The sequence below is a fragment of the Salinihabitans flavidus genome, from assembly GCF_900110425.1.
In the GTDB taxonomy this organism is placed as follows: domain Bacteria; phylum Pseudomonadota; class Alphaproteobacteria; order Rhodobacterales; family Rhodobacteraceae; genus Salinihabitans; species Salinihabitans flavidus.
This window is the reverse complement of sequence record NZ_FODS01000033.1, coordinates 15,425-28,982: the sequence shown is the minus strand read 5'-3', so window position 1 is coordinate 28,982 and position 13,558 is coordinate 15,425. Positions and strand designations below refer to the sequence as shown.

Genomic DNA, 13,558 nt, shown 5'->3' with positions numbered 1-13,558 from the left:
GACCTGCTGGCCGCCCATCCGGCGCCGGGCGATGTGGTGGCGGATCGGGGCTACGACGCCCGCGCGATCCTCGAGCTGATCGCCGCGCATGGCGGACGCGGCCACATCCCGACCCAGCGCGACCGCAATGTGCAACGCTCGGTCGATCCCGCGATCTATCGGCAGCGCAACCTCGTGGAGAGGTTCTTCAACAAGCTCAAACACTTCCGCAAGATCGCGACACGCTACGAGAAATCCGCCCGCAACTATCTCGCTGCGGTGCTCATGGCTTGCTCCCGCCTCTGGGCAAGGCATTATGAGTCCGCATCCTAAGGCGATCCTGCGTCGGGTAGAGCGGTTCGAACCGCCGGCGGGCACCCTTGCCGGCAAGATGGTGCGCTTCGCCCATTGGAGCTTGGATACAGATCGCCGCGTCCTGATCGATGACGCCGGGGATGAGACGGGTCTCACCACTGCCGAGTTTCGACTGCTGACTGTCCTCCTGGAGCGCGCGCGAATGGTGCTGAACAGGGATCAACTCAAGGACCTGACAGCAGGCCGGGCGGGCTCCCCGCTCGACCGGACGATCGACAACCAGATCAGCCGCCTGCGCCGCAAGGTTGAACGGGATCCCGCCAAGCCGCAGATCATCACGACAATTCATGGCGGAGGTTACAGCCTCTCCGCGGATGTCACCGAGGTGACGTGATGTCGTGGCGTCCCCGCCGTCTGCGCACACAGCTGATCCTGCTAATTGTCGTTGTGCTCGTGCTGGCCCAGGCCGTGAGCTTGTGGACCCTGATCGGTGAGCGCAATCTTGCGGTGCGGGCCGCACTCGGCTTCGAGGCCGTTGGACGTGCGGCCAACATCGTGCGGCTGCTGGAAGAAGTGCCGGAGGATCTGCATCCGGCCATCCTGCGTGCTGCCGACTCGCCCCTTGTCCGGTTCTCCATGACCCCTAGGCCGTCGGTGGATCACACCGCGCATGACGATGAGCGTGGCTTGGTGGAGGCGCGTCTGCGCTCGCTCCTTGATGGTGAGCCTGGTCGGGAAATCCGTGTCGAGTTGCACGAGGTCGAGGGTCGCATTCTACCGCTGCCCAATCTTTCGCCGGATATGGCCGAGATCCACAGGAAAATGATGCAGGGCGCGCATTCAACGATTGAGTTGAACCTGTCGATCGCGCTCAAGAATGGGCAATGGCTAAATGTTGGAACCCGTTTCTCGCGCCCGGCGCTTCAATGGCCGCTGGTCTCGGTGCTCAGTTTCGGCATGACAGCGGGCCTGCTGTTGATCGCGGTCTCATGGTTCCTGTTGACCCGCCTGATCGGACCTTTGCACCGCCTCTCCATGGTCGCGGACGGCTTTGGCCGCGGTGAGGAAACGTTACCCTTGCCCGTGACCGGGCCGCACGAACTGCGTGAGCTGACCGAGGCCTTCAACCGTATGCAGGGCCGGCTGAGCCGTCTGATCGCCGATCGCACGCGCGTGCTCAGTGCCCTCGGGCACGATCTGCGCTCTCCTCTGACGGCGATGCGCGTGCGTGTTGAACTGGTCGAGGAGGAAGGGACCCGTGAAACACTGACTGCGGATATCGAGGAGATGCAGGAGATGGTGGACGCGACCCTAGCCTTCGCGCGGGGGATCTCGGAAACCGAGCAGCCCGAGACGATGGCGGTCGGGGAGTTCCTGCTGCACCTGCGCAAGGACATGCTGGATGCATTCGAGATCGACGCGGGCGAGGAAATCCACTTCCGGGTCCGGCCTCGAAGCCTGCGCCGCGCGCTGCGCAACGTGATCGAGAACGCCCTGCGCTATGGCGGTTCGGCGCGCGTGTCCTGGAGCGCGGATGCCACCTCTGTTCACATCCATATCGAGGATGACGGCCCCGGGATTCCGGAAAGCGCAATGGACGAGGTGTTCGAGCCGTTCTTCAGGATTGAGAAGTCGCGCTCACGCGACACGGGCGGGCACGGACTGGGGCTGTCGATCACACGCACGATTCTGCGGGGTCAAGGCGGCGATGTTACCTTGAAGAATCGCGCGCGTGGCGGGCTCTCAGTCACGATTACGGTTCCGAGGGACCCAGAAAAAGATGAAAGGAGATAATCATGACACTACGCACAATCCTGATCGCTGCGGCAGCGATGAGCGTTATCGCGAACCGCGGTCTCGCCCAAGCGCCGGAGCGCTACGGTCACATGATGTGGGGCGGCGGTTACGGCATCGGGGGCGCATTGATGATGCTGGTTTTCTGGGGGCTCATCATTGCGCTTATCGTGTTCGTGGTCCGCTGGCTGACTATCAATGACCGCACATCTGGTCGCCACGACGATTCCCTTGCGATTCTGAGGGAACGCTTCGCCAAGGGCGAGATCGACGAAGAGGAATTCGACCGGCGCAAGCGGGCGCTCGGCAATAAATAGAGTTCTGGCACCTCACTCGCGGTCGCAGGCGTAGGGCTCCATGAAGGTGTCCTTGTTCCGTCGGCGACTGTTGCCTGCAACGATCTTTTCGAAGGAGGAGAGCATGACCTCGCATTCCGGGAACGATAGCGATCATCAAGTGCAAAAGGACTCCGATTCATCGACCGATCCGGTTTGCGGGATGCAGGTCAAGACAAACGGCGACGCTTTGACGCGCACGTATGGCGGAGAGACCTTTTTCTTCTGCTCCGAGGATTGCCGCCAGACATTCGACGAGGATCCGTGGTTCTACGCCTCCGGCCGTTCTGGAAGTGCGGGCCAAGCCGCCGGGCCCGGCACGCAATGGACCTGTCCTATGCACCCTGAAATTGTCCGCGACGAACCCGGAAGCTGCCCGATCTGCGGCATGGCCTTGGAGCCGACAGTCCCCTCCGACGAGCCAAGCGGGGAATTGGTGGATTTCACACGCCGAATGTGGATCAGTGCAGCGGCGGCAGTTCCACTGGTCATCCTGACCATGGGTGAGCTTATCGGGATTCCGATCCGCGACTGGCTCGGCCACCGCATTTCGATCTATCTGGAATTCCTCCTTGCCACGCCGATCGTTCTTTGGGCGGGACAGCCATTCTTCCAGCGGGGCGTGGAGTCGATCCGCAACCTGTCACCCAATATGTGGACATTGATTTCGCTTGGTGTGGGCGCGGCCTATGTCTATTCGCTCTTTGCCACCTTCGCGCCTGACGTGTTTCCGGAGCAATACCGCATGGGGGAAGGGGTCGGCACCTACTATGAGGCCGCAGTCGTTATCATCACGCTGGTCTTTGTCGGTCAGGTGCTCGAACTTCGCGCCCGAGAACGCACTGGTGATGCGATCCGAGCGCTCATGGACCTCGCCCCCCAGACAGCGCGGCGCATCCTGCCTGACGGCACCGAATACGACGCGCCCCTGGAGAATATCCTCGAAGATGACCTGCTCCGCGTTCGGCCAGGCGACAGCGTTCCGGTCGACGGCGAAGTGGTTGAAGGCCACAGTTCGGTAGACGAGAGCATGATTACAGGTGAACCCGTTCCCGTCGAGAAGACCGAGGGAGGCCGCGTTACCGGCGGGACCATCAACAAGAATGGGACGCTCGCCATCCGCGCAACGCAGGTTGGCGCCGATACGGTGCTGGCGCAGATCGTGGAGATGGTCGCGGGTGCGCGCCGGTCGCGAGCGCCGATACAGGGGTTGGCCGACCGGGTGGCCTCCATCTTCGTGCCGACCGTGGTCGCAGTCGCTGTCGTGGCGTTTTTTTCCTGGCTCGCTGTCGGTCCTGACCCGGCTTTGGCTTATGCTATCGCTGCGTCGGTGTCGGTCCTGATCATCGCTTGCCCGTGCGCGCTCGGTCTGGCCACTCCGATCTCGATCACCACCGCCGCCGGCCGCGGCGCGCAGGTCGGCGTCCTCATCAAGGATGCCGAGGCGCTGGAGCGCATGGGCAGGGTCGACACGGTGATCGTCGACAAGACGGGCACGCTAACTGAGGGCCAGCCGAAACTGACGGACGTAGTCGCGCTGGAGGGCTACGAGGAGGATCATGTCCTGTCACACGCTGCCGCGTTGGAACGCGGCTCGGAACATCCCCTCGCGGAGGCGATAATAGATGGCGCCCGAGAGAGGGGGATCACGCCTGCGCAGGCCGAGGATTTCGATGCAATCACCGGCAAAGGCGTGCGCGGCCTGGTGGATGGACGTGCCGTCGCGCTTGGCAACCGGGCGATGATGGAGGAGGTTGGAATCGAAACGGATGTGACCGACGAGACCGCCGACGCCCTGCGAGCAGAGGGCAAGACGGCGATGTATGTCGCCATCGACAATCGGCTCGCCGGACTTGTGGCCGTGGCCGATCCGATCAAGGAAAGCACCGAGGGCGCCATTCGCGATCTTCACGCGCTGGGGCTGACCATCATCATGGCGACGGGAGACAATCAGCGGACTGCCGACGCAGTGGCCCGCAAGCTCGGAATTGACGAGGTGCGTGCTGGCGTGTTGCCCGAAGACAAGCAGAAGTTGGTCGAGGAGCTGCGTGCCAAGGGCGCCAGCGTCGCGATGGCGGGGGATGGGGTGAACGACGCGCCGGCGCTCGCTGCGGCCGATGTGGGCATCGCGATGAGCACGGGCGCGGACGTCGCCGTCGAAAGCGCCGGGATCACTTTGATGCGCGGCGACCTCGTGGGACTCGTTCGGGCGCGAAAACTCGCCAAGGCGACGCTGCGGAACATCAAGCAGAATCTCTTCTTCGCCTTCGCCTATAACGCCGCAGGAGTGCCGATCGCGGCAGGCGTGCTCTATCCGGTCCTGGGACTTTTGCTCTCGCCGATGATTGCAGCCGCGGCAATGAGCCTTTCGTCGGTTTCTGTCATTTCCAATGCGTTGCGGCTTCGGCGCATCGACCTGTGATCGAACAGGAGGCCCTGCATGGCCCAAATGCATCATTCCCACATGCCGTCCAGCGGTCGCGGAATGGCCATTTCCGCCTGGCTCACAGGTATCTATTTCTTCATCGAGATGGGCCTCGGCCTCTGGACCGGGTCGATCGCGGTCATTTCGGATGCGTTTCACACCTTTTCCGCCGTAGGCGGCGTGCTCGTGGCGATCATCGCCGCGCGGCTGGCCCGACCGCCGGCCGACGAAGAGCGCAGTTTCGGCTGGTATCGCGCCGAAATCATCGGCGCGCTGGTGAATGGCGGTTTCCTCCTGGGCATGGCCATCGTTGTAATCGTGATGGCGGCGATGCGGTTGGCGGACCCTATCGAACTGCCGACCGGCCCCATGCTGCTGGCGGCTGTCGGTGGGCTGGTCACGGAGTTCATATCTCTGGGGTTGATCTGGAAGCAGAGCCGTAGCGACCTGAACGTCCGCGGCGCGGTCTGGCACATCATCCAGACCTTCGTGGGCAGCCTTCTCATCATCGTAACCGCACTGGTGATCAGGTTTACCGGCTTCCTGTTGATCGACCCGCTCCTCGGCATGGTCTTTGGCATTGTTCTGTTCTGGGCCAGTTTGGGCATTCTCAAGGAGTCGGCGCACCTGCTGATGGAGGGGACCCCACCCGAGGTCAGTCTCTCCGACGTTGCCCGCTCGCTCGAAGAGCTCGGCGGCGTCTTGGACGTGCACCATATTCATGCTTGGGTGCTGACCAGCGGAAAACATGTCTTTTCGGGTCATCTGCGTGTCCGGAATGACGTGGATCCCCAGGCGATGTTGCAAACGGCCCATAGCCTGTTGCGCGAGCGTTTCGGCTTCTTCTTCGTCACGCTGCAGGTAGAGGATCGCTGCCTTGACGAAAGCGGCACGGAAGCGATCGACATAACGCGCCGGGACAAATAAGCGCTAGGGGCGACGTGACCCGGACGCCGCCCAGATGGCGGATTGAAGATCGAGACCCGGCTTTTTCGCTTAGCCGTCGCGCACCTTCACCCATGTGGTCATACCGGACGCCGCATGCGCCAGCATGTGGCAGTGAAACAGCCAGCCACCGGGATTGTCGGCCACGAAGGCGATCTCGCGCGTCTCGCCCTGCTGCACCAGAAGCGTATCGCGCAGCGGTCCGAGACTGTCACCATCGTCTTTCACGTCCCGGAAATGCATCCCATGCAGGTGCATCGCGTGCGGGAAGACAGTGTCGTTGACGATCCGGATGCGTAGCGTTTCGCCCAAGGCTGCCTCGGCCAGCGGCGCGTCGGTTCGGCCGACAGTGCCGTTGAAGGCCCAGAACTGTCCCCTCTCGGCCAGATCGCGGAACGCCAGGCGCTTGCCCGCGTAGGTCGCGGCCTGCAGCCGTCCCATGGCGCCGCCCTCCATGGCCAGAGTAACCGTCCTGGCGTCTTTCACGCCCGGCACGGCCTGGCGGGGGTTGGGCGGCAGCGGCATGGGGCGCGGGCGCCTTTGGGACGAGGCGCTGCCGGTGATGTCCCAGGCCACCTGCGACCACCATTTTCCGTCATCGTTCATCTGCGCGAGATGGGCAGTCTCCCCGTCCGCCGCGGTGACGTCCACGATCAGGTCCATGCGTTGCGACGGCGCCAGCCGCAGCGCGCCCTGCGCCGCTAAGGGGTGCTCCAGCGGCATCCCGTCCAGCGCCATGATCCAGCCCTCAAGACCGACCAGCGACAGCGCGAGAATGCGCGCATTGGCGGCGTTGATCAGCCGCAGGCGCAAGCGCTCGTTGCGCCGGGCCGCGCGTTTCAAGTCGAACTTACCGTTGGTGGTGACGATGTTGCCCATGCGACCGGCATGGCTCAGGTCGTGCCAGGCTCCGAAATCGTCGGCGATCTGCGCCGTCTCGCGATCGAGCCGCCAGTCGCCCAGGATCAGGGTTTCTTCCCGGTCGATGTCGGGCGGATCCGCCTCCTCGACGATGAGCGCGCCATAGAGGCCGCGCGCCACTTGTTCGTAGGAGTTGGTATGCGCGTGATACCAGTAGGTGCCCGCATCCGGCAGGTCAAAGGCGTAGTCGAAGATCTCCCCCGGCGCGACCGGCGCCTGAGTGAGTCCGGTCACCCCGTCCATCGCATTGTCGATCCGGATTCCGTGCCAATGCACCGAGGTTGGCACCGGCAACTCGTTCACCAGGCGCCGTTGCAGCCGCGCGCCCTGCCGGGCGCGGAGAAGCGGGCCTGGGGCTTGGCCGTCGAAGCCCCAGATTTCCGTCTCTGGATACCCCTCGGGCGTAACCTGCGCCTTGCCCCGCCGCGCGACGAGGGCGCGGGGGGCCGCTTCGCTCCGCGAGGGAATCGGCAGCGCAAGCGCGGCGACGGCCCCGAGCAGCAGGCCCCGGCGGTGGATTTTGATGGATGTGTCCCGGCTCATGTCATTCGATCCCGTTGGCGCGCTGTAGCTCGCGGATATAACGCGTGATCAATTTTACTTCGGCGCCGGTCAGCCCGTCCTGCGGCGGCATATTGCCGAAGCGCCAGTGATGCGCGCGCACGCCGTTGCGCACCGCCAGCAGGAATGCCGGGTCAGCATGGTGCGACGGTTCATAGATCTTGTGCACGAGGGGCGGCCCCATACCGTTGCGGCCGGCAGCGTTTTCCCCGTGGCAGTCTGCACAGACCGCGTCGAAGATCCGTTTGCCCATCTGCGCCTGCTCCGAAAGGGACTCCGGAACGCTGACCGTGACCAGCGCCGCGCCCTCGGGTGGCGACTCGAGAGGTTGCGGTCCGGTGGAGCTCGATGCGTCATCCCTAGTCATCGCGACATAACCCGCCGAGGCAAGCACGGTGATGACAAGGACGGAGGCGAGTATCTTTTTCATGTTTTTGTTCATGTTTTTGTGTCTTTCCATTGTGCGGCGGCGCAGTGTCGCCGGTCATCTGAGTGCGGTGTCCGATCAATCGCCCGCGGCATCCAGCAAATAGGTGGCCATTGCCTTCCGGTCTTCCTGGTTCATCCAAGCGGTGCTTTGCTGCACAACGTCGCCCATGCCACCGCCCAACACGTCGCCGTCGGGCGCGACACCGGATTTCAGCGCGAAGGCCAGGTTGTCCACCGTCCAACCGTTGCGGGATAGCGCCTCGGGCGTGATCGCCGGAGCGGTCTTGCCACCGGGCAGATCGTCGCTGCCAGCGAACCGCGCTGCCATCCGCCGCGCCCCAAGCAGGTTGCGGTCGGTATGGCAGGCTCCGCAATGGGCGAGTCCATTGACCAGCCATCGGCCGCGGTTCCAAGCCTCAGGTTTGTCGCGCCGTGCCTTCGTAGGCGGCGCGTTCAGGAAAGCCGCACGCCAGAGCTTCAGTCCAAAGCGCTGGTTGACCGGGAACGACACGTTGTTTGGTGGCGCCGGATCGGCTACGGGCGGCACGGTCTGAAATGCCGCCCAGAGATCTGCGATGTCCTGGTCGTTCAGGTGACCATAGAAGGCATAGGGAAAGGCCGGGTAATAGAGGGCGCCCTCAGGCGAGAGTCCCTGGCGCACAGCCTTTGCGAAGTCCTCGATACGCCAGTCGCCGATACCATGGTCCGGATCGGTGGTCAGGTTGGGCGGCACAAAGGTGCCGAAACCGGAGACGATGGGCGCGCCCCCTGACAGCGGCGCGCGCCCCGATGCGGCGTCGGAATGGCAGGCGATGCAGCCGCCCGCTCGCGCCAGGTAGGCGCCGCGCTCGACATTGCCCTCCAGTTCCGCCATTTCCACCGGCTGGCCCACCGGCCAGACAGCAACGGCAGCACCGCCCGCCGCAATCAATCCGACCGCAGCGAACCCGAGTCTCATGAATACGCTCATGATCAGTCGTCGTCCTTGCGGAACCGATCATGGCACGCGGAGCAGACCTGAGTGGTCATGGCAAAGGCGCCGTCCGCCGGCATCTGACCTATCTGTTCTGCACTCATCTGCATGATGCCACGGGCGTTGCCCATCATCATGTCGCTGCCCATCGAAGAACTATCGCCCATCATGGAACCGCCACCCATCATCGCGCCTCCGTTCATCATCGCGCCTCCGTTCATCATACCGCCGTCGCTGTGCAGGCCGTTTTCGGCGGCCCTCGACAGGCCATCGGCCATCACCCCGAGCGTTTCGGCCAGATCTTCGAAGCGGTCCCAATCCCGCCATATCGTCGGCAGCGCCTCTGATGGCGCGTCGGTGGATCCCTCGGGGAAACTCTCGGTCAGCGCCGTTCCGGAATGTTGGCGGAAGGTGTCGGCGGCCCGACGCACGGCATCGGCGTCATATGCGGCGGTGCCCGACATCATGGGGGCCACGGATTTGACCGCCTCTTGCATCTCTTTCATGGCTTCCATGCGGTCCTTGACCACGCCGGTGGCGCCAGAATGAGCTAGTGCGGCAACGCCGAGCAGCGACGCCAAGGCGGCGCCGGTCACGATTATACGGGGTATCATTGCATTCTCCTATGTCTGATCCGGTTCTTGACCCGAAGGTCGCGAAAGGATCAGGCGCGCGGAGGCGGTGGGTCAGTGACCAGAGACAGGGATCGAGCAAACCACTCTTTCAGCGGATGGTAGGTCGCCAAGCATATTGAGTAAGGCGGCAGTTCGACCAAGACCAGAGGTAGGATCTGTGCATGGCAAACGTGACCGGCGTCACAACGTTCGGACGAAACACGCTCTGCGGATTCGCTATCCTGGACGACAACTTCGACAGGCGGATTCGCATGCATACTGTGCGCTTGGGCCGGAGCGGACCAAAGCGCGAAAAGGCCGATCACTATGGCGATGATGGTAACTGCCTGTGTTTTCATGGTGCCTAGGTATCCGCCTCCGTCCTCCGCCAGTCTCCTGATCACGGCAAGACTGTCAACTCCTGCATGTGTAGGTGGAGGCGATGTGAAAACAATGACGGACTCTCGGCAGTATGCCCCAACCGATATGCTCGCCAAGGCCGCTGAGAGATTCGAGGCCGCGCGCTTCGGTCTTGCGCTGTTTGAACTAGCCAAGACATGCTCATCGTGCCCAGCGAGGCTCATAGCGGTCGGATCGGGTGGGTTGTGCAGCGTGGCGTCGGCACGCTACACAACACTGCTCAGTCCGTTACATCTTGCACAGGCGCGTAGATATTCTACGATCACTGGCTGGCAAGTGCTGCCTGAGTAGAAATTCTACGCTCTCAAGGAACCTTCGGAGCAATTTTACAGATGACCCGACCCAAGCATAAACGCGATAACAATTACTATCTTGAACGACTGCGCAATGAACACACTGACGTGCATACTGATTTCGAGGCTGGACGGTTCAAGAACCTGTCGGAAGCTCTGGTGAAGGCCGGCATGCGCAAAAAGCGGACCAGCCTTGATATGCTCAAAGCCGCTTGGGGAAAGGCCAGCACGGCTGAGCGCGATACATTCAAGGCCTTCATCGGGTGCGCTGCGCCGGCTGCAACCAGCGCCCCTGCGTCAACACCTGTGCATGTGAAATCACCCAACCGCACGACAACCGGCAAACGACACCTTCCTCCTGCACTTAAGGCTGCCGTGAGCGAGATCATGAAGCGGTGGGATTTGAAGAACGGGGACGTCATGCGTGAAGTGGGCCGAAGTCCATTGGATGCATCTCTAGGCATGGCGCTCATCCGGGATACGCAGGTCCAAGATAGCATGATCGAAGACTTGGAAGCCTGGGCAGCCAAGAACAAAGCACCCTGATCTACGTTGTGACCTCCGAGAACTTCTTGGCACTTTCGTGGATCACAACCGGGGAGCGCACTCAGGCCTCAGCACAGCACCACGCGAAAGCGCTGATAGCCGCGCGCCAATCAATGAGACGAGACGAACAGTTGTTCTGGTCGATATTCGCATCCGGGATCGCCATCGGGACCACCTCATGCAACTGAGCGGCGTGGCCGGCACTGGTATGTTCCTCGCCAGAGCCCCGGAGAGACTCGTGGAGAGCGTTTGGATCGCCAGTGCCCCATTGCCACCGACAAACCCGTCGTGCGACTCTAGGACCCACTGCAGGCGCTCTACGAGTCCTGAACGGCGCGGCACTTTCCTCGACTTGGTCTCGGCTGGCTCAGTGTCGTGCTCCGACTCCGGTCTCGTGCGTCAGAGAACACCAGATGGCCAGGGCACCAAAGATCCGTGCGATTAGCTCCTACGAGAAGATTCTGACGTCAATTTCTCGAATTTCAGCCACGACTGAAGCAAGGGCGGCACCGTGACGAAATGCCAAATGCCCAGTAACTGATTACTTAGCGGCCTGGCAGCACCTGTTCGCTCCCCGGGAGCACACGCGCGCTCTAATAACTGGGTATCCCTCTTACAATACACCTTTATCCCTTCCTACACCACACTCACCACTATACATCCTTCATAGAGAGAAGAACACGAAGAAGAAGCCAGAGAACCCGAGGCGCCAACGCACTGAACCCCCTTTCCCCTCTGGAACGCTCAGCGCGCGCGGCCGCACCCCTTACCTGAAGGAGAAACTACGCCAGCGTCTCGTCAGTTCGTCAAGCGCCGCCCCTATGGCGCCATTCATCTCCTGCCAGTCCTGGAGCGCCATGCCTTCCCTTTCCGTCTTACGCGGCAGTTTTGCACCTGATCGGCGCTGCGCCTCACGTTTCTCAAGCTCGAGGGCGCGCATTCTGAGGTCTATGCCATGAACACCGCGTGTGCGCATCTGTGTCTGTGCGTCGTCAAGGAGATGCTGCCACGGCTCGATCATCGGGAGCTTGAAGTTGAGGAGGCCTTTGGTGAGCGTCCGAAACGAGGTGCGGCCCAGATCGTCGACGGTATCGAGACCGCAGTTCTTCAACGTGTCTGTTCCGGAGATCGTGACTTCTACCCTGGCGCGGCGTTCTTGATCTGGAAGCACCATCAACGTCTGCTTCATCGTGTTCCTTCTGTCAGCAATTTTGTGCTGAATGCTGACATGGTGAGGCTCATACCTACCGCCTTTCGCGAGCGTTGCGTTCAGGAAGAGGGTGTCTCCGGTCTTGGTTGTCAGAACGCGATCTCGGATGGCCTGCTCGGCAAGGTTTCCATCGGTTTCGACTTTGTTGATACCCGATGACGATTCATCCCGAGCAAATAGGTATCGGACCTTTGATACAGGTTTGCCCCTCTTGCTCTCTTCGGCGTATATCTGGCGCGCATCGACATTTCGCGGATTGCTATTCGCGGAGGTCAACCCAATCGCGGAAAGGATGCCTCGGTATGGACCTGCCCTCTACACGAGACGCCTTCTTTGCCCTTTTCGGGCAATACAACGCCTAAGTTTGACCGCTTGCTCTGCTGTTCTTCCTCCTCGCCGCCGTATGCGTGGCGCTCATGTTTCGACCCGGCCGCGGCGCGGCGCTCTTCATCTCCGCGACGCAGCGCTGCCATCCTGCTCGGCGTGCTGCAGGATTTCGCCCTGCTCGCGGCGCTGGCGCTCCTGATCCTGTTCGCTGTGGCCCGGCTGTCGGGCCTGCACTTCGCCCGGCACGTCGCGGCGGATGCGGCTTAGGCGACCTGCCCGACGGTCACAGGTGCAGCGACCATCGAGGATGGTTGTCGTCGACGACGAATCTATGCGCGTGTCGCCGATGGCCATTCAGGTGCGGATGGTCCAACGGCAGGTTGTCGTGCGTGTGTTCCAGCACCTCGGGGTCCTCCTTCGGCCAGAGCCGGAGCGCGGCCGCGGCGCCGGCCGAAGCGAGCGTCGCGAGAACGACCAGGGCCGCAACCGTCCCGAACTGCGTCATCAGCCAGCCCGAGAGCGGGTAGGTGACCAGCCAGCAGGCGTGTGACAGGGCGAATTGCGCGGCGAAGACTGCGGGGCGGTCCTCGGCCTGCGACGACCGCCGCAGCAACCGCCCCGATGGCGTCAGCACTGCCGAATATCCCAGGCCCACCAGCAGCCATGCTCCCAGCAGAACGGGCCAGCCAAGGCCGGACAGGGTCACGGAGACGGCCAGTCCCAGCAGCGTGGCCACCATCAGGCCCGTGCCGGCCAACATCACGGGCCGGTCGGAGATCCGGTCGAGGATGCGCGGCAGAGCCAGCGCCGCCAGCATCGAGCCGGCCCCGAAGGCGAACATCGTCCAGGCCAGCGCGCTTTCCGGCAGGCCCAGCGATCCGCGCACCATGACCACTGTGTTCACCAGAACCATCGCCCCCGCCGAGGAGGCCGCGAGGTTCAGCACCAACAGCCCGCGCAGGCGCGGTGTGGCTAGGTAGATGCGAACACCGCGCGTGGTCCGGTCGTAGATGCCGCGCTTCTCTGACGGCTGGGGACTAGGCAACAGGACAGACACCACCAGCAGCGCCGAAGCCGCGAAGCCGACCACGGTGCCCAGGAACAGCGTGTTGTAGCTCATCACCGCCAGAAGCAGCGCGGCAAGGGTCGGGCTGACGATGTTCTCCAGGTCATAGGCCAGCCGAGAGAGCGACAGCGCACGGGTATAGCGTGCTTCCTCAGGGAGGACGTCGGGGGTCGTCGCCTGGAAGGTGGGCGTGAAGGCGGCCGAGGCCGATTGCAGCAGGAAGATCAGGACATAGACCTGCCAGACCTCTGTCACGAAGGGCAGGCACAGGGCCGCCCCGGCCCGGATCACGTCCAGCGTCACCAGCAGAACGCGGCGGTTCACCCGGTCGGCAAAGGCGCCGGCGATGGGAGCGATGCCGACATAGGCCACCATCTTGATCGTGAAGACCGTGCCGAGCACCAT

13 protein-coding genes are annotated in these 13,558 nt (G+C 62.8%); 7 read left to right on the top strand and 6 right to left on the bottom strand.

Annotated features, from left to right (window positions below; genetic code table 11):
* The 6 genes from BMW66_RS20665 to BMW66_RS17775 form a co-directional block, all read left to right on the top strand.
* On the top strand, nucleotides 1–312 hold a 312-nt coding region (locus tag BMW66_RS20665; RefSeq protein ID WP_139196232.1), incomplete at its 5' end, for a transposase.
* On the top strand, nucleotides 296–688 hold the full coding sequence (locus tag BMW66_RS17795) for a winged helix-turn-helix domain-containing protein (protein ID WP_093120422.1): 393 nt from the start codon (nucleotides 296–298) through the stop codon (nucleotides 686–688). The genes BMW66_RS20665 and BMW66_RS17795, both read left to right, overlap by 17 nt.
* Nucleotides 688–2,088, top strand: a complete 1,401-nt coding sequence (locus tag BMW66_RS17790) for an ATP-binding protein (RefSeq protein ID WP_093120420.1) — start codon at nucleotides 688–690, stop codon at nucleotides 2,086–2,088. The genes BMW66_RS17795 and BMW66_RS17790 overlap by 1 nt, the downstream gene beginning before the upstream one ends.
* Nucleotides 2,089–2,090: 2 nt before the next feature.
* A complete protein-coding gene (locus BMW66_RS17785) occupies nucleotides 2,091–2,405 on the top strand; it encodes an SHOCT domain-containing protein (protein WP_245729540.1) in 315 nt (104 codons plus the stop codon).
* A 103-nt stretch (nucleotides 2,406–2,508) separates the two neighbouring features.
* Nucleotides 2,509–4,845, top strand: a complete 2,337-nt coding sequence (locus tag BMW66_RS17780; RefSeq protein WP_093120419.1) for a heavy metal translocating P-type ATPase — start codon at nucleotides 2,509–2,511, stop codon at nucleotides 4,843–4,845.
* 63 nt (nucleotides 4,846–4,908) lie between these two features.
* On the top strand, nucleotides 4,909–5,775 hold the full coding sequence (locus BMW66_RS17775; RefSeq protein WP_175483305.1) for a cation diffusion facilitator family transporter: 867 nt from the start codon (nucleotides 4,909–4,911) through the stop codon (nucleotides 5,773–5,775).
* A gap of 69 nt (nucleotides 5,776–5,844) precedes the next feature.
* On the opposite strand, the gene BMW66_RS17770 is transcribed toward BMW66_RS17775, so the two are convergent.
* The 4 genes from BMW66_RS17770 to BMW66_RS17755 all read right to left on the bottom strand — a co-directional run bounded on the left by BMW66_RS17770 (nucleotide 5,845) and on the right by BMW66_RS17755 (nucleotide 9,291).
* Entirely contained in the window at nucleotides 5,845–7,257 is a 1,413-nt protein-coding gene (locus tag BMW66_RS17770; RefSeq protein ID WP_093120416.1) for a multicopper oxidase family protein, read from the bottom strand.
* A 1-nt stretch (nucleotide 7,258) separates the two neighbouring features.
* Nucleotides 7,259–7,705, bottom strand: coding sequence for a c-type cytochrome (locus BMW66_RS17765; protein ID WP_245729539.1), 447 nt, complete (start codon nucleotides 7,703–7,705; stop codon nucleotides 7,259–7,261).
* A 75-nt stretch (nucleotides 7,706–7,780) separates the two neighbouring features.
* Nucleotides 7,781–8,662 (bottom strand): c-type cytochrome, encoded by an 882-nt coding sequence (locus BMW66_RS17760; protein WP_093120423.1) that lies wholly within the window; start codon nucleotides 8,660–8,662, stop codon nucleotides 7,781–7,783.
* A gap of 14 nt (nucleotides 8,663–8,676) precedes the next feature.
* Nucleotides 8,677–9,291 carry a c-type cytochrome gene (locus BMW66_RS17755; protein ID WP_093120414.1) on the bottom strand — a complete coding sequence of 205 codons (615 nt, stop codon included), beginning with the start codon at nucleotides 9,289–9,291 and terminating at the stop codon, nucleotides 8,677–8,679.
* Nucleotides 9,292–10,043: 752 nt separating this feature from the next.
* On the opposite strand from BMW66_RS17755, the gene BMW66_RS17750 reads away from it, so the two are divergent.
* Nucleotides 10,044–10,550, top strand: coding sequence for a hypothetical protein (locus tag BMW66_RS17750; RefSeq protein ID WP_093120413.1), 507 nt, complete (start codon nucleotides 10,044–10,046; stop codon nucleotides 10,548–10,550).
* Nucleotides 10,551–11,316: 766 nt separating this feature from the next.
* Here the strand turns inward: BMW66_RS17750 and BMW66_RS20135 are convergent.
* Nucleotides 11,317–12,036, bottom strand: a complete 720-nt coding sequence (locus tag BMW66_RS20135; RefSeq protein WP_139196228.1) for a hypothetical protein — start codon at nucleotides 12,034–12,036, stop codon at nucleotides 11,317–11,319.
* 334 nt (nucleotides 12,037–12,370) lie between these two features.
* On the bottom strand, nucleotides 12,371–13,558 hold a 1,188-nt coding region (locus BMW66_RS20130), incomplete at its 5' end, for an MFS transporter (RefSeq protein WP_139196236.1).